Genomic DNA, 24,588 nt, shown 5'->3' with positions numbered 1-24,588 from the left:
GCACTTAAAAGTTAACTTGTACACCAAATGAATAAATCTTGTTTTGTGGATACTGTACCAGATCACCATTTCCATAGCGTTCAGGGTCCAAGCCCTTAAATTTGGTCGCAGTAAGGAGGTTATCACCCGAAAAATAAACCCGCAAGCGATCAATTTTATATTTTTTTAATAACCCATCAGGTAAAGTATATCCTAACACGAGATTTTTCAACCTGAAATACGAAGCATCCTGTATAAAATAGCTGGAAGCCCGGCTGAATTTCTCCGGAGCACTCCAACCCCAATAAATACGGGGCATCGTTGTCGAAGGATTTTCAGGAGTCCAACGGTCTAACCAGTCTTTTGTCGGCGGGCTACCTTGTACAAATGGGGTTACGCCCCAGCCCGAAACATAGGATTTGACGCCATATACGCCTTGTAATAGGGCCGAAAAGTCAAAGCCCTTAAAACTAGCACTTAGATTAAAACTATAGTTCAGCTTTGGATCCACACCGGCTATCATTGTTCTGTCGTTGGCATCTATTTTTCCGTCACCATTGACATCCCGATACTTCAGATCGCCTGGCAGAGTATTGTCGTTAAACTGTTTTGGTGAGCTGCTCACTTCAGCCTCCGATTGAAAGATACCGACCACCTCGTAGGTATAGAAGCTATCCATGGCGTAGCCATTTTTTTTGATTGTATAGCCCCCAATTTCCGGTTCCCCAAATTTCACCAGTTTATTTTTAAAACGGTCGAGATTTGCACCCAGTTGATAGCGCAAACCTTCCAATGCGCCCGTGGTAAGCTGATTACGATACGTAATTCCTAATTCAATGCCTTTATTTTCAACGATACCGTCATTGATATTTGGGGCGCCCAATCCGACGATTGCCGTGATCTGCGACGGGCGCAGGATATCGGTTGTCCGTTTCTTATACCAGTCGAAAGTAATATCCAAATTTTTGAACAGGCTTAAATCTACCCCGACATCTGTCATGGTCGTTGTTTCCCATTTGATCAGTGGGTTGGTCAGTCTTTGCTGTGCCACCCCCGATTGCAGGCTATTGTTATCAAATGAATAATTACCGGTAAGTCCCAATACAGGCTGGTATGGATAATTTAAGGAATAGCCATTCACATCCACTACATTCTGATTTCCAAGTTGGCCCCAAGATCCACGGATCTTCAAATTATCCAACCAACCGGAAGCGAATTCCTTGACAAACGATTCTTCCGATACACGCCAGCCTGCAGAGAAAGAAGGAAAGGCTGCCCAACGGTTTTTACCGTAAAACTTGGAACTACCGTCGTAACGCATATTGGCTTCCAAGAGGTATTTCCCTTGATAATCATAGTTCAACCGGCCGAAATACGAGATTAGCGCCCATTGGTTGGCTGTCCCATTTGCCCGTTGAATATCCGATCCCCCGGCATTTAATTCTGTTAACGTATCGTCGACAAAATTCTGTCTGAAGCCCTGGAGGTAAGTATACTTACTTTTTTCAATACTATATCCAGCCTGAGCTTTGAGGTGGTGTGCCCCAAACGCACGATCATAGTTCAGGTAGGTAAATAAGTTGGTGTAAATGGTCTGCTGGTCCTGATCTGTCAGTCCCTTTCCCAAATCCAATGTTGTTCCGAGCGTGCCCGTATGGTAATAATATTCATCTAACGTTGATTTATAATCCTTGTACTTGTCCATATTGAAATTATAGGCCCCTTTGGTATACCAGGAAAGCCCCTTAAACAGCTGTACCTCCATCCAAGCCTGCAAATTGGCAGCATAGTCATCGGTATTGTAGGTGAATTTCCGGTCCAATACCGCCATAGGGTTTTTATTGTTGTACTCCCAGTCGTAAGCTTTGTAAGTATACCGTCCGCTACCATCCGGCAAAAATGGGCCATAAGTTGGTGCCTGCGACATGGCCGACAGGAAGAGGTCTTTGGATCCCCCGGGGATAGATTCCGTATGTCCTGTCTTGAGTAAGATATTTGTTCCGAATTTAATACCTTCCGAGATTTTGGTCGTCAGATTGAGGCGGGCGGAATAACGGTCGTAGTTGAAACCTTTGATCATTCCATCCTGATTGACGTAGCCCAAGCCAACATTAAAAGTTGTCTTTTCGTTTCCGCCCTGGATACCGAGATTATGGGTATACGTCGGTTTCGTTTGGAAAATAAGTCCCAGCCAGTCCGTATTTGGATATTTTATAGGATCGTTGCTGTTGCGATAGGCGGCGATCACGTCAGCGGGGTATAGGCCATCGTTGAGGTTGGAATTCTTACGCGCTTCGTTGTACAGTTCCATGTACTGCGCCGAATTGGTGATCAGATCAAACATTTTCGTAGGCTTATAGATACCCACATTTCCGTCATACTGAACGGTTGTCTTTCCCGATTTCCCTTGTTTCGTCGTGATCAGAATAACGCCATTGGCTGCGCGCGAGCCGTAGATTGCTGCGGAGGCGGCATCTTTCAGCACACTGACATTTTCGATATCATTGGGATTGACATCGGAGAATTTGCCCTGCACACCATCAATCAGCACCAGGGGATCCGATCCGGCGCCGCTAAAGGTGCCCTTACCACGAATACGGATGGAAACGCCTTCATTGCCCGGTTCTCCTGACCCTTGATTGATCTGAACACCCGGCACTGCCCCCTGCAGCATGGAAGCTGTATTGACAACGGGCCGTTTGATCATATCTTTGCCACTCACTGTAGCCACGGCACCGGTTAGGTTTACTTTCTTTTGTGTACCGTAACCGACGACAACGACCTCTTCCAAACTCGACGAAGCGTCGTTCAGCTGCACATTCACAGTTCCCTCATTGGCAGCAACAGCCATTTCCCGGCTTTCAAATCCCAGCGAAGAGAACGTCAGTACGACAGTTCCATCTATCAGCCTGAGCTCGAATTGACCCTGCTGATCCGTTTGTGTTTCCTGCGTTGTATTTTTGACCCGTACTGTAACACCAGGTAGCGGGCGCCCTGTATTATCCAGCACTTTTCCTTTTATTGTACGCTGTTGACGTATTACATCCGCGACTGTGGAAGGAACTTTTTCTGTTGGGGCAAAACGACGGTCTGTTTTCCTTATTGATGCAGCGGAGCCCGTGTAGGGTACAGCTATCGAAAGACAGAGTGCCATAATACTGGCCTCAGGACCGAAGGACAGGCCCTTGATCAAAGGCCATTGTCTTGTCTTTTCTGTTTTCATATTTACTTTTTTTGTTTATAAGGTGCTTTTATCTTGAAATTTTTGGCACAAAGTATCCCCTATCATGCAAAAAATTGCATGATCCAATTCGGTTGAGGACGCTATGTTTTGTTATTTTTCTTTTGTACGATAGGCGATCCAGTTATGATCTATACATACGTTAAGTTGTTGTGATTTGGCTGAATAAATCTGATAGTTCAGTATCTTACCATCTCTCCATTCCATATCTAATGTGTGATTTCCCTTGATGCGCATGCCCCTCACCCGGCCTTCTTTTTTCCAGGCCTGAGGCACCGCCGGTAGAAGATACACCGTATCCTGATGGGACTGCACCAGCATCTCGGCAATACCAGCTGCTCCACCAAAATTACCATCGATCTGAAATGGGGGGCCTGCTGTTAACAAATTGGCGTAAATACCACCACCGGCGCCATAATTGATATGTGTATCGACACGTGGGGTCATGAGTTGCCGAAATAATTTATAAGCCCGCTCGCCTTCATGTAATCTGGTCCAGAAGAGTAGTTTATGGGCAATGGCCCAACTCGGTCCATCATCTCCCCGCACGTCTAGGCTTTTTTTAGCGGCAAGCTGCCAGTCCGGATGTTCATCATAACGGATCAGATAGCCTGGATACAAACCGTACAGATGCGAGATATGCCGATGCTGCGGATCCGCCTCTTCATAATCTTCGATCCATTCCATGATGCGGCCATCTTTGGCGATCTGTACCGCCGGAGCTAAGCGTTTAAGCTGCGCCGCAACCTGAGTTAAAAAAGGGTCCGATTGTTTGCCCAATAATCCCGCCGCATGAATGATATTTCCAAATAATTCACGTACGATCTGATTATCTATCGTTGGTCCCATGGTAACATTTGCCTGCTGCCCATTGGGGAGCTTGAAGGAATTTTCGGGAGATACAGAGGGCGAAGTCAATAGCCAGCCCTTGGTTGGGTGTTCGGTCAGGGCACTGGAATAAAACTGTGCTGCTCCGTAGAGAATCGGGTATATCCGCCGTAGATAGTCTATATCTTCGGTATAGAGGTAATGTTCCCAAAGGTTATTGCAGAGCCAGCCCGAGCCCGCATTGGCAATTCCCCAGGAAGCAGATTCTCCAGGTTCGGTATAGCCCCATACATTGGTGATCACATGGGCTACCCAGCCCGGTGCATTATAATACGCTTTCGCGGTTTTTGCCCCCGGGGCCATAAGGCCTTCCACAAGCCCCACCAAGGGTTCATTGAGCTCGCCCAGATTGGCCGCCCCGAGGTGCCAATGGTTCATCTGCACATTGATATCCAGGTGGTAGTCCCCATTCCAGGGCGTCTGAATCTGATTTGCCCATAAGCCCTGTAAGTTTGGTGGTAGCAAGCCTAAGCGCGTACTGCTGATACTCAGGTAACGACCGTACTGATAGAATAGCGCTGCCAGCCCTGGATCCTGATCCGGTTCTTTACCAAAGGCCACCAAACGCTCATCGGTCGGTAAGTCATCTTTCGACTGCCCCAATCGGAGCGACAAACGGTTGAACTTTGCCAAATAGTTTCGCAGATGTTCGGCATACTGCTGGCTATAGGATTTTTTCAACGCCTTTGTTAGCGTTTCAGCTGTCGTACGCTCAAAATCCTTACCTTTAAAATCAGTATCTGTTGCCACGTAAATCAGCACTTCGTCAGCCTGTTGAATAACAATAGATTGTCCTTTTACCAGCTGTTTCCCGCCTTTTATCTGCGCGCGGACACGTGTTTTAAACTGCATTCCTTTACCGTCCACACCGTTGTCCAATTGTCCGGCTAAAACAAGCTCGCCATCCTCGATCCTGGCAGTTGCCCTTTCGGGACGGTCAATCTTGATTTCCAGGCTAATCTGCCCTTTTTTGCTGCTCTGTAAACGAATAACGCCCAGGTCATCAGCAAAGCTAGTCCAATATTCGCGGCTATACCTGACGCCTTTGAGCTCATAGCTTGTTTTCGCTATCGCCTTATCGAGGTCCAGCTCCCGGCGATAGTTCTGCACTGCGGAGAGATCCGTTTGTCCGTCAAAGGCAAGCATCAGATTGCCGAGCACTTGATAACAGCCCCATTGCTTGCCGCCCGATCCCGGGCCTTTGCAGATAAAATGCTGGTCTATCAGACGCTGGGCAAGGTCGTTTTTCCCGCTTTTTATCAGATTTCGAATACTATCCAAATACCTGCTGGCCTCATAATTATTGGCATCCTGAGGGCTTCCCGACCATAGGGTGATATCATTGAGCACAATATGGTCATTCTTCAATCCACCATCGGGCATCATGCCAATTTTTCCATTGCCCAGGGGTAGGGTCTCCTCCCATTGTTTTGCCGGCTGCCGATACCAAAGTTTGCCCCCCAGCACTTGCCCAAATAAGTTTCCCGAAAAAAAGAAAACCACAAGCGTGCAAAGTAACTGACCTTTCCGAAGATTTATTTTTGATGATCTATTCATGTGGTTTTAGTTTTTTGTCCAGTCATCGGTTCGGAAGGGAGAACCGGGTATCCCGGCTTCGTTGTATAACGTCAGATCCGGGTTATCGGCCCAGCCGTAGCGCACTGCAACGGGTGACGGTACTTCTTTGGCGGATACGATCAGCTTATTGCCGACCTGTTTGACTTCTGCGGGATAAAAGACCTGATCGGCTCCAGCAATTGTGAAACTACCGTTGCCTTTATCCGCTCCTTTCAATACAAGCTTTTTGCCCATGGGGTTAAAGCTAAGTTCCATTTCCGCAGCTTTTGTCGTCCAATGCTGAAGGACAGGACCCGAATAAGGGATCTTCTTGCCATAGAGCTGCGCTGTTGCGATCCAGCCAAGCCTTCTACCGACATCCTGCTTATTTTTCGGATGAATATCCAGTGCATCGCCGATATCAGCAATGACTGCCATACCTGTATAAGGCAATTTGAGTGTTTGGCGCTGCGCTTCCCGTAATCTCGCCCAGGAAGAAGGCTGCGGTGTTACACTTTTCGCCTTAAAGTTGGCCAGTTGAACAAAATAAAAAGGCATCTTTTCATTGTTCCACTGCTGGCGCCAGTCCTGAATCAGTGCGGGCAGCAGTTGCTGATAAGGAGCGTCTTTTGAATCCGCGTTACTTTCACCCTGGTACCAAATGGCGCCTTTTATTTTAAAATCCACAAAAGGCTTAACCATGGCATTGTAGAGCACAGTAGGTCTGTTGGGACCCTCCATCGCATTCGGTTTTACCGGCAGCTTCGCCAGATCATAACCTACTTTGCATTTCCAGTCTCCAACCAGAGATAGCTGTTCACCATTTGGTCCTTCCAGTCGCGGTTGTTCTGTTCCGCCATATATTCCGCCATCGCCGGCTCCGTCAAATACGCGAACGGCGATATGCAATCGGCTGCCGTTGTTGGCCGTTGCAGGAACAGTATACTTCCGAATCTGGTCGTAACCGACAGTTTCACCCACTTTTGTACCATTAACATAAGTGATGTCGTTGTCATCAATCGCTCCCAAAACCAACTTGATCGGTTTACCCTGCCAATGTGCCGGTAGTGCAACGTCTTTGCCAAAATAAACGACACCATCCATTCCCGGAAACAGGTTCTTGTCAAAAAAGCTCGGAATTGTAATCGTAGACCAGCTGCTTTTATCCAATTGTGGTGCAAACCACTCGCCCCGCGTTGCTGTCTTCACCTGATCCTGCTGTTCGGCGACGCGATTCCATTCGGCCAGGTCTTTCGCATAGATTTCCTGCGCATCCGGGCGCTGGATTTTATCAATGGCCGCCGTATAGGTTGAAAAAGGTGTAAGTGCCTCCCGGCTCATCCAGGCTTCAATGATTGTTCCACCCCAGGAGGAATGGATCAGGCCAATGGGAATGCCTGTTTTCTCGTAGATCTCACGTGCAAAAAAATAGGCCGTCGCCGAAAACTCCGGAATACTTTGTGGCGTCACCGGATTCCATCCACCAGACTCCACCTTCACTGCTGTGGTAGGTTGATTGGCCGTTGCTTTTGGAATCTGCAAAATACGAATATTGGGAAAGTTGGCTGCTTTGATTTCCTGCTCAAAGTTATTGATCTTACCCCAGCCCGCCAGGGGCATTTCCATATTTGACTGTCCTGAACAAAACCAGACTTCGCCGATCAGGATATTTTTGAGGATCAATTGATCACCATCGTTGATGGTAATCTGGTAGGGTCCACCGTATTTCGGGGTCTCCAGATAGACTTGCCAGCCTCCCTGCTGATCGACCTCAACCTGGTAGTTCTTGTTGTTCCAGCTGGTGTTTACGCGAAGTTCTTTACCTACTGCGGTACTGGATCCCCAGATCTTGACCTTTTCTTTTTGCTGCAGCACCATATTGTCGCCAATAAAAGCCGGCAGCTGTACTTTGGCCTGTAGGGCAGAAAATCCACTTGCAACGCTGAGTAGCAGCGCCAACAAAGTCCGTTTATACTGTTTAGGTTTTATCATGATTTTTGAGTTTGTTGCTCAATTGAGTTTATACATTTGGCGCATCCGAAGTCCGGGCTGTTAGCGTCGGAGCTTCGGATGTGCCACCGATATTTTTTAGCGTGCCGATATTTTTAATAAAACACTGGGACGGTTGCTATTCAAGTCTGGATTTACGCCAACTTTCATCAGGTAGTCGCCCGAATAGGTTTGCCCCTGGCCTAAGCTCGACTTGGTTCCCGGATACAGGTTGATTTCCTCCACCCGGTATTGCTTTTGGGCATCCAGTCCTTTTAAACGGACAGGATCGGTTGTTCCGATACCATAGCGGTTATTGACCAAGTAGTTGAAGATGACAGCCTCGGTTTTTTGGTTATTCACGTAGCTGAGGGCGGCGAAGTCACCTTCACGTGGATCGGCCAGACGATACTGCTCCCCGTGCAATATTGTTCCTTTAAGCGCGTCGTAATTCTTTACCGCCTGCTGGCAGAATAAGAGATCCTGTTCTTTCAGGTGGCTCACCACGATATCAAAACCCAGTTTACCCATCATCGCTACATCCGTACGGAATTTGAGGGACTGTTTTCCCCAGTCTGTCACATGGTTGGAGGTGCTGATTGCCGGGAAAAAGTACGAATACTCGTACTGCATAAAAATACGTTCCAGAGGGTCTGTATTGTCCGAAGGCCAAAATTCGGTAAAGTACCGAAGTGCCGCATAGTCCACGCGACCACCACCGCCCGAACATAACATCATCGGCACTTTCGGATACTTCGAACGAATGCGCTCCAGGACTTTATAAAGACCTTCCACATACGAAACATAGAAAGCCCCCTGGTCTTTTAGAAATGCCGAATGCGCATTGTAAATGACCGCATTACAGTCCCACTTGATATAGGCTAATGCCGGATTTTTGGTAAACAGGTCGTCGAGGATCTGGAATACAAAATCCTGCACCTTGGGATTTGTCAGATCCAGGACCAACTGATTGCGGAAGTAATGTTCTTCCCGCTGTGGCTGTTTGACGACCCAATCCGGATGTTGTTCGTAGAGTTCGGATTTGGGGCTAACCATTTCGGGTTCTACCCAGATACCGAATTTAACGCCCTGTTTGGTCGCTTCTTCCACGAGTGTAGCGATACCATTGGGCAATTTTGTCCGGTTCGGTTGCCAATCTCCCAGACTGGAGTGATCGCTGTTACGCGGATATTTATTTCCAAACCAGCCATCATCCAATAAAAACAGATCTACCCCTAGTTTTTTGGTATCCTGGAGCAAACCTTTTAATTTTTGTTCATTAAAATCAAAGTAGGTCGCCTCCCAATTGTTGAGTAAAGTCAGGCGTTCGCCATTTCCATCCAGCAGCTGATATTTACGGGCCCAATTGTGCAGATTTCGGGAGGCGGTGCCTTTTCCTTTCGTCGATAAAGTATAGATCAATTTGGGTGTTGTAAAGTCCTGGTTGCTGGCTAATTTTACATTGGAAGCATAGTTATTTATTCCGGCAATGATACGCAGGTTATTGAGGTAGTCCACTTCAAAATCCACCTTAAAATTTCCACTATACCCAAGGCTTGCCATCAGTACTGTTCCTTCATCTTCGGATGCCGCCTTGCCCAGAGACACCATAAAGGAAGGTGGCTGGAATAAATTCGCGCGTGTTCCGAGTTTACTGTCCAGCACTTTAATGCCATGAGTCAAGGGCGCCTCCTCTACTTGCATTTCTTTTGCCCAGTCGCCATGGTACTGCCGTAGCCAATACGCATTGGAGCGCAGGGTCAGATTGGCCGAAGCAAATTTTTCCAGCGTGACGACTTTCTTTTCCTTATTTTGGATGGTTGCCCACTGCTCAATGACGTCCTCATTCAAAAACGATTTATAGTGTAAAACGACATAAATATCGTATACCGGGTCTTTTAAGGTGATATCAAGCTGTTTGACATTAGCATCCAGGTTTTTCACCTCATGCTTTTCATAACGCAGGTCCAGGGAGCGGTTGCCATCGGAATGAACAACACTGATGGCCGGTTCCAATAGGTTTTTTGAACCTGAGGGAGTATACGCCGCGTCGGAGAGGCCACTATAATCTGTCAATTGCCTATAACCGCTTGCAATGGTCGAGTACTCTTTAGCATCATTCAATTTTTCACCGTAATAGCGCATTTTAAGTGTTTTCGTGGAATCGTACTCCAACACCAGGGCATTCGATCTGGTTTCAATAGGAATCTGTTTGGACTGCGCCTGGATCTCCAGATGGACAAGCCCTTGGGTCATCAAAAGCCCGAGTACAACATGTTTAAAGTGATGGGTTGGCATATATAAATAGATTTAGGATTTGTTAACGAACTTGACTATTTTGTTTGCTTTCAATTGAATCTTATAAAGGTATTTACCATTGATTTCCTGCTCTGGGCTTAAACCTGTCAATGGCGAAGGGCTCAATACCTGAATCGTTTGATCTTGCGGCGATGAAAGAATAAGCTGCCTAATGCTGCTGTTGTTCCATTCCATCTTGTCGATGTGTACATTGCCCCGGGCTTTGAGTCCTTTCACTGTTCCGGCCGACCAGCGATCAGGCAGAGCAGGAAGTAATTCCAGCACATCCGTTTGCGACTGCAGCAACATTTCACTCACCGCAGCCACATAACCCAGGTTGCCATCTATCTGAAAAGGTGGATGCGCACAGAGCAAGTTGGCGTAAACGCCACCGCCATTGTTGTAATCAATACCATCGCCGCCAACGAGGTTAATGAAATTAGTCAGGATTTTATAGGCGTGATTCCCATCCTGCAAGCGGGCCCAAAAAGCCACCTTCCAGGCCATGGACCAACCGGTGGATTCGTCGCCACGCGCGGTGAGGGTAACTCGTGCAGCTTTGGCCAGTTCCGGTGTTTTTAAAACAGAGAATTGGTTACCTGGATACAGACCAAACAGATGCGAGACATGGCGGTGCTTGTCCTGCGGATCATCACGATCCGTTTCCCACTCCTGCAACTGTCCCCATTTACCGATTTTGGGTTTGAGCAGCGCAGCGCGAAGTGCCGTGATACGATTACGGTAATCGGCGTCTATATTTAAAATTGCACTCGCCTGGATGTAGTTGCTAAAGAGATCGTAAATAATCTGGTGGTCGTAGCTCACGGCATCCTCTGTGGGGCCATGTTCCGGCGACCAGCCCTTTGGCGCCACCACAGTTCCGTCTGCTCTTCGAACCAGACGATCATCCCAAAACTCGCTTATTTCTTTTAAAATCGGGTATGCAAATTCGCGTAGGTATTTCTTGTCCCTGTTAAAGGCATAATGCTCCCACAGTGCCTGAGCATACCAGGCACTTCCGGGGGTGTTCCAAAGGAAGCTTTCCCCACCGAAGATATTATTTTCGGTCTTTACGGTCCAGCCCCTTACGCCCGGAAATTCCTTCTGCGTATTTATTTTTTTCACCTCACGCATGCTATTGATATAATCGAGGTAAGGCCAGGCCGATTCAGGTAGATTAGCGACTTCTGCAGGCCAATAGTTCATCTGTACATTGATATTGGAATGGTAATCTGAGCGCCATGGTGGATTGTTACTGTTGTTCCAGAGTCCCTGCAGGTTTGCAGGCAAACCGCCCTTCCGCGAGGAACTGATCAGCAGATAACGTCCATATTGGTATACCAATGCTTCCAGAGCCGGGATCGGCTGTTTTTTATACGCCTCCAACAGCGCTTTTGTTGTTTGCTTGGCGTCCAGCTGGCTATGGTCGAGATCAAGCGCCACCCGATTGAACAGCGCTGTATAATCTGCAACGTGCCGTTCCAGCAGCTTATTTACGCCATATTTTTCCGCTTGCTGCAGATAACGTTCATTGACCTTCATCGGTTCTTCGGCCGACTTCCAGTTGGTCGCCCGTGTATTGGCGTAGTCTGTTGCGGCACTCAGCAGCAGAACAATTCGATCGGCAGATTTTACGGTAAGGACAGCCTGTCCTTTTTCATCTGTCGTTTTGGAAAGAGACCCGCCGACGACCTGCACGCGTACCTGTGCGGCATACCGCATGCCATTGTCGAGCGTTCCCTGAAACCACAGACGACCATCTTCTACCTGCACCGCCTGCCCATGTGCATCCTGAAGTGCAATCTGGGCATTGAGTTTCCCTTTTTTACTGTTTGCATAGTCAAATACCATAACCTGATCGGGCTGACTCGCAAAATATCGGCGGTTGATTTGCTGTCCATCCTGCTGATAGGCTATTTCATGCAGGCCCTTATCCAAATTTAATTTCCGGCTATAGGCGGTAAAGGATTTATTAACGTCGGAGTCAAAGCGAACAAAAAGATCACCAAAAGCCTGATAGGCACCTGTTTCATGTTCATCACCTGTCCAGAGGCTATTTTCATTAAATTGAATATGTTCATGATTTACGCCCGCGAAGATCATCGCGCCAATTCGTCCATTTCCGATGGGGTATGCTTCGGTCATCCAATCCGTTGCGGGCTTATTATCCCAGAGGTAATAGCGTTGTGCATACGATGTGGCCGAACAGAGTGTCACGCATATAAAGATGAGGCATTTAATTTTTCTGTGTATTAACATAGCGACTTATACAATTTATTGAGCGATGCCCAATGGTGAAAAAACAAAATAGATGACAATCATCAATAGGATGAGAAAGGCACCAATCCGATACCTTCCCTTCCAATAGGTGCCCTTGTCCTGGCCCGAAAACTCAAACTGATACTCCGAGAGATAATCTGGCCGGCTCAATTTACTCCCCCCCCAGATGACCAGCGCCACAGCGACAAACAACAGCGCGAACAAGTGCAGATAATGTAGCTCTGTCTTCCAGACAAACACCAGAACGAAGTAGCTGACCATGTACAGGAACAGGCCAATTTGCGCCATCCTTGGCGTCACACGGCGCGATAGAATCCCCAAGATCATAATGGTGAAAATGGGCATATTGAACAGCCCCGATACGGTTTGGAGGTACGTATAAAATCCGTCATGGGCAAAGAGGATAAAAGGTGCAATAAACATGGCCGAGATAGAGATGATCAATTCGAACAGTTTTCCTTTTTTGACCAGCTCCCTTTCACTGAGCGTCCTCTTTCTACGTTCCAGGTAAGGTTTATAAATATTAAAAACAAATAAGCTGCCACAGCTCTGAAGGCCAGCAGTATAGGTAGTCATTGCCGCACCAAAGACCAGTGCCAAGGAAAAACCAATCAATACATCCGGAAAGATCAGGACAATGAGTTTCGGAAAAACAGAAGCTGTAGGCTGCACATGCGGCAGTAAGTGTACGGCCAGAAGACCGGGCAAATTGATCAACAGCGGCATCAGGAGTTTGCCCCCCGCAGCCAAAGTCATTCCTTTCTGTGCTTCCTTTAGATTTTTGGCGCTTAATGCCTGTTGTGCAATATAGGGTTCCATCCCCCAGTAATAGAAATTGATCAGCAGCATTCCGGTAAATAAGGTCGAAAATGGAACCGCATCATGCTTTCCACCGACGGCATTGAGATGTTCTTTCTTGTCGTGAAATAACTGGAGTACCCCCGTCCAGATGTCGCCATTCCCCAAATACCAAAAGGCAAAAACCGGAATCAGCAGGGCGAGCAGAAACAGACAGAACCCTAAGCCCAGGTCAGACAGGGAAATCAGCTTCAATCCACCTAATATGCTGTATAAGCTCCCGATGATCCCGAGGGCCCAGACCAACATCCAGATACTCTGCCAATAACTGATGTGCAGCAGTCCGGGCACATCAAACATTGTGGCCAGGCTTAGCGCACCACCGTACAATACCGGTGGCAATAAGTTAACGATGTATCCGATCAGAATCAGGATAGATACCAACATCTTTGTTTTGGTGTCAAATCGTAGTGCCAAGAAATCCGGAACCGTCCGAAAACCATGCTTAAAATAAATAGGCAGTAGAAATTCCGAAACCAGGAGCATCGCGACTACCGAACTCACCCCCCAGCCGATGACCGACAGGTTGTTGATATAGACCGATTCATTTTCACCGATAAACTGGTTGGCGCTCAGGTTAGTCAACAGCAAAGCCGAGCCCACCATCCAAAAACTATTGCTCTTTCCTGCAAGGAAAAAACCATTTAAGGTATTGGAATAATTGGTTTTAAACTTCCATAAAGACCCCAAAGCAACCAAACCAGTAAAAAGACAAAAACTAAAAACTATCATCGTAAAACTTCCCTATTTAGACAGAGTTGCGGTCTGCCAATGTCGTTGGCACCACTTCCTTGATCAACGTTCTTTCGAGCACAAACTTGGCTGCTTCCGATCCGATCCGTGCAAAACTTGTCGAAAAGGTGGTAATACCGCCGCTGATAATCTCTTTGATGACATCATCGTTGTGCGAGAGAATTCCCAGATCCTGCCCGAGGGTCCAGCCTTTTTGTAGCACCTCTTTCAGCATCTGATAGAGCTCCGGATTATGAATGGTAAAATACAGTTTTCCCTTTTTTAGATCCCCCACATGGTATTGCTTTTCGATACGTCCTTTTACTTTATAGTCTTTCAGAAAGCGTAAGAAAGCATTTTTGATTTCATTGGGTTCGGCTGTATTTTCCCTAAAATAGAAGATCACTTCTTTATACTTTTTGATCTTTGGATAAAGTTCCTGAAAAACGGCATAAGTGGCTGCCTCAAATTCCTGGGACACATAGGAATAATCATCGCCAAGATCCATCAAACGGTCAATAATCAATAATTTGGATGCCGGAATGGAACGCAGCAGCATTTCGGAATCTTTATTTTCAATCGGAGCAACAATATATACCGTATATCGTCCCTGGATACGATTAAAAATATCTTCAAAAGTTTCCATATTGTTGTGATGGAAAAAGAGATCCACCGTTACTTCCTCCGGCAGGTTGGTCCGCAGTTCATTCACCAAGGTGTCCTGAAAGGTATCGTATGCATACAGCAGGACCGCAACTTTTTGTTTCATCTGCGTATTGTTGCTCACCACAAAATATCCCTTTCTGTTTTTCGATTCCACGACTCCGTGGGCAATCAGATCACGGTACGCCTTAGCGAAGGTTTCGCGTGCATAGCCCAGGTATTGGATCAAGTTATTGACAGAAGGTAAACTCGCGTGCACCTCCAGTTCATTCGCATCAATGGCATCCAACACGCCCTGCACAATACATTCATGTTTCGAAAGCCCATTTAAAGCTTCCAATCGTTTGATCCGATCGATCAACGCCTTAAACTGTTCTTCTTTGCTTATCTTCATATAATATTATTAACTAAAGAGCAATCTTAAACAATTTTGCTCCTGCATGCTCAAAGGCAATGGGATTTTCAGCAGTAAAATTCTGCGCTGTTTTTTCAAACAGTTCCACCGCCTTATAGGTTGTATTTGGCACTAGGCCTATCTGTTTAAAATCTATGTTTATTGCTGCCGGAGCTGTATTGTAATTAAATACGGCCACATACAGCGTTGTTCCAATCTTTTTGTAATAATACGTATTTGCGGCTTTTCCTTCTACAAATCCTGCCGGGCGGAAGCTTTTACCGTCGGCTATGATCTTTAAAATTTCGGGATCCTGCAGATATTGATTCATCTTAGGCTGCCAGTTTTCTTTTTTAGACAGGTCATCGCCGAGGATAATGGTCCCCGTTACAACACCGGAAAGCAATCTTGCCTTATTGACCTCAGGGCTTTCATCGTGAAAGACCAGGTGGTCGGCATCGATAAAATCATAAAGATAAGTTTGCCACCAGCCGTAACTAACACTGTTTAGCGTATATTGAGTTTGGTCGATGGTTTTCCAGGCGTCGCAGGCTATTCTGCGCATGTGTGCAAATTGGGCAGTTGCCAGGGACGGCGAAATTGCCGCGTAGATCAACATTTTATCTTGGAGTACGTCAACGAGATGTTTCATACCCACAGCATAAGCTTGCATACCGGTCTGAATTTTCTTGTCGTAAAAACCTGTGGATTCGATTGCTGCGTGAGAAAGGAAATCGACCTTGATCATCCGGAAGCCACAGTCGACCAATTTCCCCAGGATCACATCCATACGGGCCAAAGTACCGGGATGCGTCGGATCAAGAGCCCGACCACCATCTAAATTGTGATAGCCTTTTTGGGTTTTGGTCCAAAGCTGGCCAAAGGTATACTGGCTTCCCTCCGCCTTGCGGTCGGGCCCACTTCCATGCCCCCAGTCTGTAAAAGGAGCCCAATAGACGCCGGGCTTGAGGCCCAAAGAATCACAATAGCGAACAAATTGCTTCAGCTGCGTGTAATCTCCTGACATACCACCGGGCGTCATATTATCCCAAAAAGAGTCAAGATCTATAAAAGCCTCACCATCTGCGTTGCGGAAATAAGGAATATCTTTTGCGAAATAGTCTGCCGTGCCCGTGGCATTCTGAAAATTAAGTTTTTCCTGTATCACTCCCCAGCTGTTCCAGCCGACAGGTGTGGCACCTTGCCACGATTTCACATAGGCCGGCGATAGCTTCCGGTGGGTTTTAGCATAGTTTTCGAGCCCAATGCGCCAATCCTTGTCGTAAGACACGAGGTATTTTGGGGAGCGAATGACATCACCCTTCACCGTCCCGTGCGCCATGGAATCCCGTGTGATATGTACATCTGTAAATCCGGCCTGTGCTACCAGGTGGGTATATTGCCCCTGATCTCCTTCGATCGCGATACCCGATTTCCAGACGGATTGATCCAATGAACCAATCAAGAGACCTTTTCCGCTATCCTTATCGTATACAACACCGACTTCGGCACTGCGCTTACTATTCCTTGCAAGGGCATTGTTTTCATACGAAATAAACGTATCGTTATCAAAAGGAACAGCCAGCTGGTACAAGGATTTTCCCAGGCCGGCAACCGACGCATTTGACCAGATCGGCACAAGTTCATTACTGGCTATATTTTTACCCCTAACTTCCAGTTCAAGGATGACACCATCTATAGTGTCGTAGAAATAAAAATGCTGCAGCAATGTAATGCCCTGTTGAGTTTTAACCGAAATGGTATACTGTATGCCTTTGCCCAAATTGTCCTGAATAGGCTTTTCTGTGACGCTGCGGGTTCCTTTCAGTTTATCAGTACTAATTTTTTGTCCATTAGCAAGTGCCAGATAGGCACTTGCTTGTTGGATATAGGCGACTTGATCTTTACTTAGCGAATATGTTCCCTCTTGTTTGTTATAGGTCAACGTTAGGCCATTTTTCTTGACCTGAAAAGGCTGTGCGCATAACATGAAGGTACATAGCATAAAACTTAGCGCGAAAATAACTGTCTTCATTCTGCTTGATATTATTGTAAATTGATTTGAAAAGCGTTTATCTTCATGTAATGGTCAGGTTGAAAATTGACCAGCATCCCCATATTGACCGTAACCTTTTCTTTGATTTCAAAATAAACACCATCTGATTTAACATCAGCATGGGCCATTGCCTGTTGAAGTTGCTCAAGATCTGGAATTCCACTGTTTGCTTTGCTAACAACCAGTTTTGCTGGCGGTTGATCATAATTTGTCCAGGATAAGTTACAAAAAAAACGATATTTACCGGGAAATAAGGTTACTTTTTGTTCAATTTTACCATTTACGATAGCCGGAGCACCCCATCCGGCTTCAATATTGACGACGCCGCCATCGTCCGATCCAAAACCACCGTAACCGTTATGGTTTTTCATACTGGTATTGATCATCCAATAATCCAGATTACCCCATCTGTTGCCATCATAAGCTGTCGCTGTAAACGGGTTTTTAAAGTTCTTCAGACACCAGACAGTGATATCGCCTTTTTTTACAGGCAATTTGCTACGCTGTACCATAAAAGTGTCAACGGCATTACTATCTGGTCTAAATACCGTCTGGTAAGCGATCTCCTGATTCGGCAGATAGTCCAACAGGTTAATTTTCTCATTCAGCTCTTTCGTCCGCACGACAGTATCCGTAGTTGTATTGTTCTGATTCTTATAAGTCATGCGCACCGCATAAAATCCTACACTTGGTGTCACATCCTGTAAGGCAAGCTGAAATTGTTGATCAGCCATAAAATTCTGGTCCAATATTGTCCGCTGGAAAAGTCCTTCACGATAACGATCGCCATACACGTTTCCGACCAGAAAGGTCGGAACCGAAAATCTTCCTTGGCTATCGACTGTACGGATTTCAAAATTCATGGGCCCTTCCGGTAGATTTTCAATCATATAATGTACGGTATCGATTGCATCCGTCAATTTTACTGGAAACTTCATCGAATCCTGTTTACTGTTCCAATAGACACGCAGCTCGGAAACTCCGGCATTCACCCGAAAGATACCATCTACTTGTACACGATATTTTCCCGAACGTATTTTGATGGAATCTAGCTTCGCAGGATATACGATTTCCTCTCCATCGGTGAATTTGGTAAATTCATCCATCTTGGAACACGCGACGAATAAACAAACGCCGAACAAGGCTAGTATGCATAGATATGTTCTCATCTTCATTTTCTTTTTAATAGTTAATAAACACCCCATACTTGTACTTGGGCAATCTGGATAAAGTAACTACCACGCCAGTTGCGCAGATTGCGGATCCGCAGGTATTTGTATTTTGGAGCATCTTCGGGCATATCAAAAGACCAGCCTGCAATGCCATACACTTCATCGGCGTTAGTATTTGTTCCAGCGGGAGTACCCGAAGGTTTTCGCACGGTACAGGTTGCCAGTTTAGACCAAGATTCCCAGGAGCCATCCAGATTTGGGTTATTACTTCCCCAAACTTCAAATTCACGCATGTTACCCTTATCATAAAAACCATTTTCCCGTCGTGGGAAAATCACGACGCGGCTCAATTTTGCTTCCTTACCAATCGAAAAGGTCAGGGATTGCGGCGCACCGGCACTTTCAACCGTATATAAGGCTGGCCAGCGTGAGGGATTCATATTGCCGTCCCACATCATTTCAGAAGTCGTCCCATACATATATTGGGCATCCCCCGGTAAGTGTAGCGCTGAAAACTGCTGTCTCGGAAAAAGATTTTCTTCCAGCGGTGTCAGCGAGGTATATAAAGTATCCGATTTATTTAACCATCGGTCACGCACATAAAAGGCAAATTTCATTTCACGGGATTTCAATCCGCGGATATTATACAAGATCAGGGAATCTTGGCTATAATAGTTGTCCAAAGGCAAATATTCCCCATTATTCAGGGAATCAACCATTGGGACAATCACCACATCGCCTTTTTCCCGATTGACCGAACTGATCCGGACGCCACCAAATGTCGGTGCAATTTTCATTTGTCCGAATACAAGATCAAAAATCGGTGTTTTAGGTTCCACTGTAACGTCCACAGCATCTGAAGCTATTTCAGCCTTATTGACGGCATAAAGCTTGACAGTATGTTTTTGTGTATCGGGGAAACCGTCGATTAAGATCTCATTTTTATAGGTTGATGATTTTACGACCCGTGTCTGCCCATTGGCCATGACATATTCAGCCTTGACATACAATACATTTTTACTGGACGGTAAACTGTAATGTATTGTTGCCTGTCCGTAGCCATTGGTCACAGAAGTATTTTGTACAACACCTGGTTTCGTTTGGTCATCTTCAAGCAAGGTCCATCCCTTTTCCTCTTTACAACCGGCTAATAGATAAAAAAGGCCTATCAGGAAATAGCAATAGTTTATGTAGTTTGGATTTTTCATAATTTTCTATTTAATAAGGAATTACCAGCCTGGGTTTTGCACTAAGTTGGGATTGACCAAAAGGTTGTTTTCCCGTATCGGCCAAAAATAATCCCTCGGTGCCACAAAACGCTGTTGGAAGAAAGTCTGTTCTTTATAGAAAAGTTCCGGATGATCTTTATCCTGGTTTCTATCCCAGCCGGTAATGTTTTTATTGAGTTCCTGTGCTGCTAATTTCCAACGTTTCAGATCCCAAAAGCGTGACCCCTCAAAACTCATTTCAATATTCCGTTCACGTTGGATGATACTGCGCAAGCCTTCCTTGCTTGCCGGCTTAGCAGGATTTAACGCATACTTTGACCATGATTCTTGGATACCTTCCAATCCGGCCCTTTGACGGATTTTATCTAGGTATAAAAAGACATCAGCGCTCGGTCCCTCACTTTCATTCAAGGCTTCGGCATACATCAGGTACAAATCGGCCAGGCGCATCATCGGCCAAGGATATTCTTCAATATGTGAGCTGTTGCCATCTTTGAAAGCAAATTTCCAGTTCACCAATTTTTTGGGGTAGTAGGTCGTCACCGGAATAGAGAGCCCACTACCAAACAGCCCCAGGCGCAGCTGTGTGGTCCAGGTATTTTCGTCACTACGGCTCGGACTATTTTCCATAAACCAGATCCCCCCGTCAAAACCAACATTGGCGTAAAATCTATTTTCACGGTCAAAATGCACGCGGGCAGTCTGATAATTCTGGATATTATTGAACCGCTCGGCATAAATACCCGCACGAAGCTGGTTTTTATTACTGAAATCCAAAGTTTTATCTTCATCCATCGGCACACCATTTCGCGTGTAAAATTGGTCAACAATTTTTAAGGAAGGCGCTAAGGTACCATGCACACTGTTATTGCCTGCGTTATTCGGATCTATATGTGCCATAGATGAATACTGCATCTGCCAAGCCCGTGAAGTCGGATTTGCCCAGACGATTTCTTTATTCCATTTTTCAGTGACAGCATTACGAATGCTCATTTGAATCATTGTTGTATCGGAAAGTGGAAATACAGTACCAGGAAATTGGTATAAGCCCATACCTAGATTCTCGCATGCCGTAATTGCTTCCTTTGCCGCACGGGCAGCCTTCTGCCATTTTTCCAGCTGGAAGCTTTGGTTGAAAAACAGCGTCCCATCGATATTTTTAAAAGTCGCATAATCCGTATTACCGTTGAACAGCGGACTTGCGGCATATAATAATACTTTTGCTTTGATCCCCAAGGCGATAGGTTTGGTAATACGGCCCAAATCCGTAACCGGAGACTGGACCGTATTAGGTAATTTAGGAATTGCCTCGTCAAGAACCTTGACTATATAATCGACAACCTCATCAATCGGCTGACGTTTAACTTTTGCATCCTCAATGGAGGTATTTACAGATAAGTTGACATCCATGGTAGGAATAGGGCCATAATGCCGCATCAACATAAAGTGATAGTATGCTTTTAAGAACATCACCTCCCCTTCCCAGGTAGTACGTTCGTCCTGCGTCATATCGCGTACTTTTTCGGGATTACGAATATTTTCCAGAAAAATATTACAGTCACGAATGGCATTATACATATAACCATCCCAATAATTCACGTAGGGATTGGTGACGTTCTGATTTCCGCGGGCGATATTCCAGTTTGTCCCATCAATACTGAGGGTTGGGTAGTCCAGCCAGAATTCATCCCCCGCGAGGTAAGCTGGGTTTCTGGTCGGATCGCCATCTGGTGGTAGGTATGAATAACAGGTGGCCAGGTATTTTATCGCCTCGCTACGCATGGTAAATGCATTATCTATTGTCGCCACATTGTCCGGCACAACATCCAAATAGTTGCAGGACTGAAAGAACAATAGACCCGATGCAACCAGTAATTTAATTAATCTTAGATTTTTCATGATAAATTGCCTTTTAAAATCCGACGTTAATACCGACGTTATATACAGCCTGTACAGGATAACCTAATCCTTCGCCCCCCATTTCAGGATCCCACATCTTAAATTTACTCCAGACAGCAAGATTGAGCGCGTTGACATAAAACCGCACATTTGACATCTTAAATTTGTTGAGAAACTGATTCGGTAGATTGTAGCCCAATTCAACAGATTTCAGTCGCAGAAATGCACCGTTGCGCATCCACCAGGTTGAAAACTGATTATTATTAGCGTTAAAACCATCCGTTAAGCGTGGCCACAGAGCCCTTACGTCTTGGTTATCTTCGGACCAGTAGCTATTGGCCACTTCCTGTAACAAACCATTCTGATACGGTCCGTTGATTGCAAAAGGCGTAATATTTCCCGGATCAATAAAAAAGGAGGAACGAGCCGAGCCCTGTAGGAATGCACTGACATCAAAGCCTTTGAATCCTACAGAAAAGCCCATTCCATAAATAATTTGTGGATCTGTTGGATAACCGATCGGCACTTTGTCTAAATCCGTGATTTTACCATCGCCATTGATATCCCTGTATTTGATATCTCCACCCATAGTTTTAAAAGCGCCACCAAAATTCTGTAATGGTGAGTTTTCGGCTTCAATATCATCGACAAACAGGCGCTCGGCAATCAGACCATACGATTGTTTGATCGGATGCCCCAATCGAGAGAGGTAGGATAGATTTGCCGGATAGTCGGGCTCCTCGTTCACCAGTAATTTGTTGGTTGCATAGGTCATATTCGCCCGTAACTGGGTCCACCAGGTATTTTGAAAGGACTTATTGTAATCCAGGGCCAGGTCAAATCCCCGGCTCTGCGCTTTACCTATATTAGCCTGAATGTCAGCCTGAAAACCGGTTGTAGAAGGAATATTCGAACGTACCATCAGGATATTGCTCCGGGTAGAGTTGTAATAATCAAACACTACACCCAAGCCATTTTTTAGATTCAGGTCAAATCCCGCATCAAAGGTTTTTGCCCGTTCCCAGGTAATATCACGATTTTCATACCGCGATATGGAATAACCAGGCCGTGTGTAATCCCAGTTATTTCCCCAAGAGAAACCTCGTCCACCGTTATTCGGATTCACTTGCGATAGGTAGAAGAAACGATCCCGGTCCTCCCCGATCTGATCGTTACCCACCAGACCATAGGTTGCCCTCAATTTTAAGCGGGAAACAACGGGATTCATAAATTCAAACATTTTTTCCTCATTCAGATTCCACCCCACACCAAAAGATGGGAAGAAACCAAAGCGATGATCTTTGGAGAAACGTTCGGAACCGTTGTAGCCAAAGTTGAACTCAAAAAGGTAGCGGTTTTTGTATGCATAAGTCGCACGGCCTGACACACCGAGATTACGAGCAGGTAAAGAAGCCTGCAAGTCACCACCGTTAGCGGTCTGATAATTACGGATAATACCGATCAACATCCCAGTAATATCATGGTCTTCAGTGATTGTGCGGTTGTAATTGACGGCAAACTCACCGTAGGTCGTCGTATTTAGGATTTTATTTCCCTGGTTGTAATCCAGGTATTCCGTACCCTCATTTTCGTTGAGCAGACTTAAAACCGTATTGCTGGTACCCGGGATCCGGACCAGATTGTAATAAAATGGTTTAAAGCTCCGCATGACGGAAAAATAAGAATAGCGTTGTGTATACGCCATTAAACGCGCGGACAACCCCTTTGTGATGAAGTCAAAATTCTGTTTCAGCTCCAATTGCACATTGACTGTGGAGCTATTATATTCCTGAAAACCATTGACCATATTGGCGTAGGGATTGTTATATAGCGTTTTGGTAGTTGGAATAAAGTTATTTCCGAAAAGCGGATGTGTCGCAAATGGAGAATAGGACGAAGGATAAATTGCCGGGAACATCACCGGGTTAGACCATATTGCTTCGCGGAATACGCGCTGTCCGCCATTAATTAGATTTCCCCATTTATCATAGCCCCCTATTGGCCCTGTATAGTCGTCAAATTGCGCCGATGTACGGATAATCCCAATAGTCGTTGGGGTAACATTTAAGGTAATATTAGATCGTAAAGAGTAGTTTTTCAGGTTGATGTTATTATCAAAGCTGTTGCTATTTTCAGATCGAAGAATTCCCTTATCATTATTAAAGGTACCTGCGACATAATATTGCGCCAGGTTTCCGCCACCGGTGACATTGAAGTTAAAACGCTGGTTGTTGGTATAGTCCTTTATAAGCTGGTCGATCCAGTTATTATTGGGATAGAGCAACGGGTCGTCTCCCCGTTCGGTATGGTCAATCTTGTTTTGGCTGTAAGGAAGAGTTCCTTTAGGATCTCTGGTCAATACCGCCTCATTCGCCATTTTCATATACGTGATATTATCGGCAAATTTAAAATTACGCGTGTTGGTTGAGATGGAGTTTTCAAAACGTGCATTGAATTTTGCCTTACCGACAATACCGCTCTTGGTGTTGACTAAAACAACCCCATTCGCACCTCTAGCGCCATATAAGGAAGAGGCTGCTGCATCTTTCAATACGGAAAAACCAGCGATATCATCCGGCTGTAAGCGGGCCAGCGCTGTGGTATTGGATTCCATTCCATCAATTAGAATCAAAGGGTCTTTTTTTCCCGCCCCAAAGGAACCGACACCACGGATAAAGAAGGAAGCGTTGTCATTACCAGGTTCCCCACTCCGCTGGTAAGCAATTAATCCAGCCACCCGACCTGCCAACATGGAAGTCAGATTGGATGTTGGCCCCTTAATTTCTTTGGGATTGATCGAGGTAATAGAGGCCACCATACTCGTTTTTTTCTGTGTGCCGTAGGCCACGACAGTCACTTCATCCAGACTCGAACTTGATGAGGATAAGTAAATGGTCATACGGTTAGTACTCGTGACCTGAACAGTTTTGCGGTCAAATCCGACCGAAGTCAGGACAAGCTGATCGTTGATGTGCGCATCTTTGATCAGGAACTGTCCCTGTGCATCCGTTGATACAACTGCATTCTTTCCCACAAAGGCAATTGTAACATTGGAAATGGGTAAATGTCCGACGCTGTCCAATACAACTCCTCTTAATTCAAACGATTGGGTCTGTGCGCTTGCAAAGCCAGTTATTAGAAGAAAAAGGAAGACAAGACTACATCGCTGCCATTTACAGATTCGGTAATACATGTGGTAGATCATAAATTGGTCTTCTTATAGATTGGTTATTATTACGTAGCATAGAACATATAAACTATACTATTCTATACTACTGTACAATAGTAAAAACATTTTCCGACATCCACAAATATTTTTTTAAATAATGGTTTCTAACTCCATCCAACCAAAC

Annotated in this window: 12 protein-coding genes; all 12 read right to left on the bottom strand. The window is 45.6% G+C overall.

Annotation, left to right across the window (positions count from 1 at the left end):
* Positions 1-4: 4 nt before the first annotated feature.
* Positions 5-3,202, bottom strand: a complete 3,198-nt coding sequence (locus ABTV71_RS06185) for a SusC/RagA family TonB-linked outer membrane protein (RefSeq protein ID WP_433902521.1) — start codon at positions 3,200-3,202, stop codon at positions 5-7.
* Positions 3,203-3,313: 111 nt separating this feature from the next.
* Positions 3,314-5,665: a glycoside hydrolase family 95 protein gene (locus ABTV71_RS06180; protein WP_433902520.1), complete on the bottom strand. Its 2,352-nt coding sequence runs from the start codon at positions 5,663-5,665 to the stop codon at positions 3,314-3,316.
* Between the two features lie 6 nt (positions 5,666-5,671).
* Positions 5,672-7,657 carry a sialate O-acetylesterase gene (locus ABTV71_RS06175; protein ID WP_433902519.1) on the bottom strand — a complete coding sequence of 662 codons (1,986 nt, stop codon included), beginning with the start codon at positions 7,655-7,657 and terminating at the stop codon, positions 5,672-5,674.
* A gap of 96 nt (positions 7,658-7,753) precedes the next feature.
* Positions 7,754-9,952, bottom strand: coding sequence for an alpha-galactosidase (locus tag ABTV71_RS06170; RefSeq protein WP_433902518.1), 2,199 nt, complete (start codon positions 9,950-9,952; stop codon positions 7,754-7,756).
* Between the two features lie 12 nt (positions 9,953-9,964).
* Positions 9,965-12,211, bottom strand: coding sequence for a glycosyl hydrolase family 95 catalytic domain-containing protein (locus tag ABTV71_RS06165; RefSeq protein WP_433902517.1), 2,247 nt, complete (start codon positions 12,209-12,211; stop codon positions 9,965-9,967).
* Positions 12,212-12,226: 15 nt separating this feature from the next.
* Positions 12,227-13,822 (bottom strand): solute:sodium symporter family transporter, encoded by a 1,596-nt coding sequence (locus ABTV71_RS06160; protein ID WP_433902516.1) that lies wholly within the window; start codon positions 13,820-13,822, stop codon positions 12,227-12,229.
* Positions 13,823-13,838: 16 nt separating this feature from the next.
* Complete coding sequence (locus ABTV71_RS06155; RefSeq protein WP_433902515.1) at positions 13,839-14,879, bottom strand: GntR family transcriptional regulator; 1,041 nt, start codon at positions 14,877-14,879, stop codon at positions 13,839-13,841.
* A gap of 13 nt (positions 14,880-14,892) precedes the next feature.
* Positions 14,893-16,914: an alpha-galactosidase gene (locus tag ABTV71_RS06150; protein WP_433902514.1), complete on the bottom strand. Its 2,022-nt coding sequence runs from the start codon at positions 16,912-16,914 to the stop codon at positions 14,893-14,895.
* Positions 16,915-16,925: 11 nt separating this feature from the next.
* Complete coding sequence (locus tag ABTV71_RS06145) at positions 16,926-18,104, bottom strand: DUF4998 domain-containing protein (protein ID WP_433902513.1); 1,179 nt, start codon at positions 18,102-18,104, stop codon at positions 16,926-16,928.
* 20 nt (positions 18,105-18,124) lie between these two features.
* On the bottom strand, positions 18,125-19,315 hold the full coding sequence (locus ABTV71_RS06140) for a DUF5000 domain-containing lipoprotein (protein ID WP_433902512.1): 1,191 nt from the start codon (positions 19,313-19,315) through the stop codon (positions 18,125-18,127).
* 21 nt (positions 19,316-19,336) lie between these two features.
* Positions 19,337-21,235: a RagB/SusD family nutrient uptake outer membrane protein gene (locus ABTV71_RS06135; RefSeq protein WP_433902511.1), complete on the bottom strand. Its 1,899-nt coding sequence runs from the start codon at positions 21,233-21,235 to the stop codon at positions 19,337-19,339.
* Between the two features lie 13 nt (positions 21,236-21,248).
* A complete protein-coding gene (locus tag ABTV71_RS06130; RefSeq protein WP_433902510.1) occupies positions 21,249-24,440 on the bottom strand; it encodes a SusC/RagA family TonB-linked outer membrane protein in 3,192 nt (1,063 codons plus the stop codon).
* Positions 24,441-24,588: the final 148 nt, after the last annotated feature.

Source organism: Sphingobacterium puteale, from assembly GCF_050986225.1.
Taxonomy (GTDB): domain Bacteria; phylum Bacteroidota; class Bacteroidia; order Sphingobacteriales; family Sphingobacteriaceae; genus Sphingobacterium; species Sphingobacterium puteale.
Note: the sequence above shows the minus strand (reverse complement) of the source record. Positions and strands in the feature narration are given on the sequence as shown.

What these genes read in the sequence shown, in the direction of transcription:
- ABTV71_RS06185 (WP_433902521.1), bottom strand. Translation starts at nt 3,202, where the DNA reads ATGAAAACAGAAAAGACAAGACAATGGCCTTTGATCAAGGGCCTGTCC.
- ABTV71_RS06180 (WP_433902520.1), bottom strand. Translation starts at nt 5,665, where the DNA reads ATGAATAGATCATCAAAAATAAATCTTCGGAAAGGTCAGTTACTTTGC.
- ABTV71_RS06175 (WP_433902519.1), bottom strand. Translation starts at nt 7,657, where the DNA reads ATGATAAAACCTAAACAGTATAAACGGACTTTGTTGGCGCTGCTACTC.
- ABTV71_RS06170 (WP_433902518.1), bottom strand. Translation starts at nt 9,952, where the DNA reads ATGCCAACCCATCACTTTAAACATGTTGTACTCGGGCTTTTGATGACC.
- ABTV71_RS06165 (WP_433902517.1), bottom strand. Translation starts at nt 12,211, where the DNA reads ATGTTAATACACAGAAAAATTAAATGCCTCATCTTTATATGCGTGACA.
- ABTV71_RS06160 (WP_433902516.1), bottom strand. Translation starts at nt 13,822, where the DNA reads ATGATAGTTTTTAGTTTTTGTCTTTTTACTGGTTTGGTTGCTTTGGGG.
- ABTV71_RS06155 (WP_433902515.1), bottom strand. Translation starts at nt 14,879, where the DNA reads ATGAAGATAAGCAAAGAAGAACAGTTTAAGGCGTTGATCGATCGGATC.
- ABTV71_RS06150 (WP_433902514.1), bottom strand. Translation starts at nt 16,914, where the DNA reads ATGAAGACAGTTATTTTCGCGCTAAGTTTTATGCTATGTACCTTCATG.
- ABTV71_RS06145 (WP_433902513.1), bottom strand. Translation starts at nt 18,104, where the DNA reads ATGAGAACATATCTATGCATACTAGCCTTGTTCGGCGTTTGTTTATTC.
- ABTV71_RS06140 (WP_433902512.1), bottom strand. Translation starts at nt 19,315, where the DNA reads ATGAAAAATCCAAACTACATAAACTATTGCTATTTCCTGATAGGCCTT.
- ABTV71_RS06135 (WP_433902511.1), bottom strand. Translation starts at nt 21,235, where the DNA reads ATGAAAAATCTAAGATTAATTAAATTACTGGTTGCATCGGGTCTATTG.
- ABTV71_RS06130 (WP_433902510.1), bottom strand. Translation starts at nt 24,440, where the DNA reads ATGATCTACCACATGTATTACCGAATCTGTAAATGGCAGCGATGTAGT.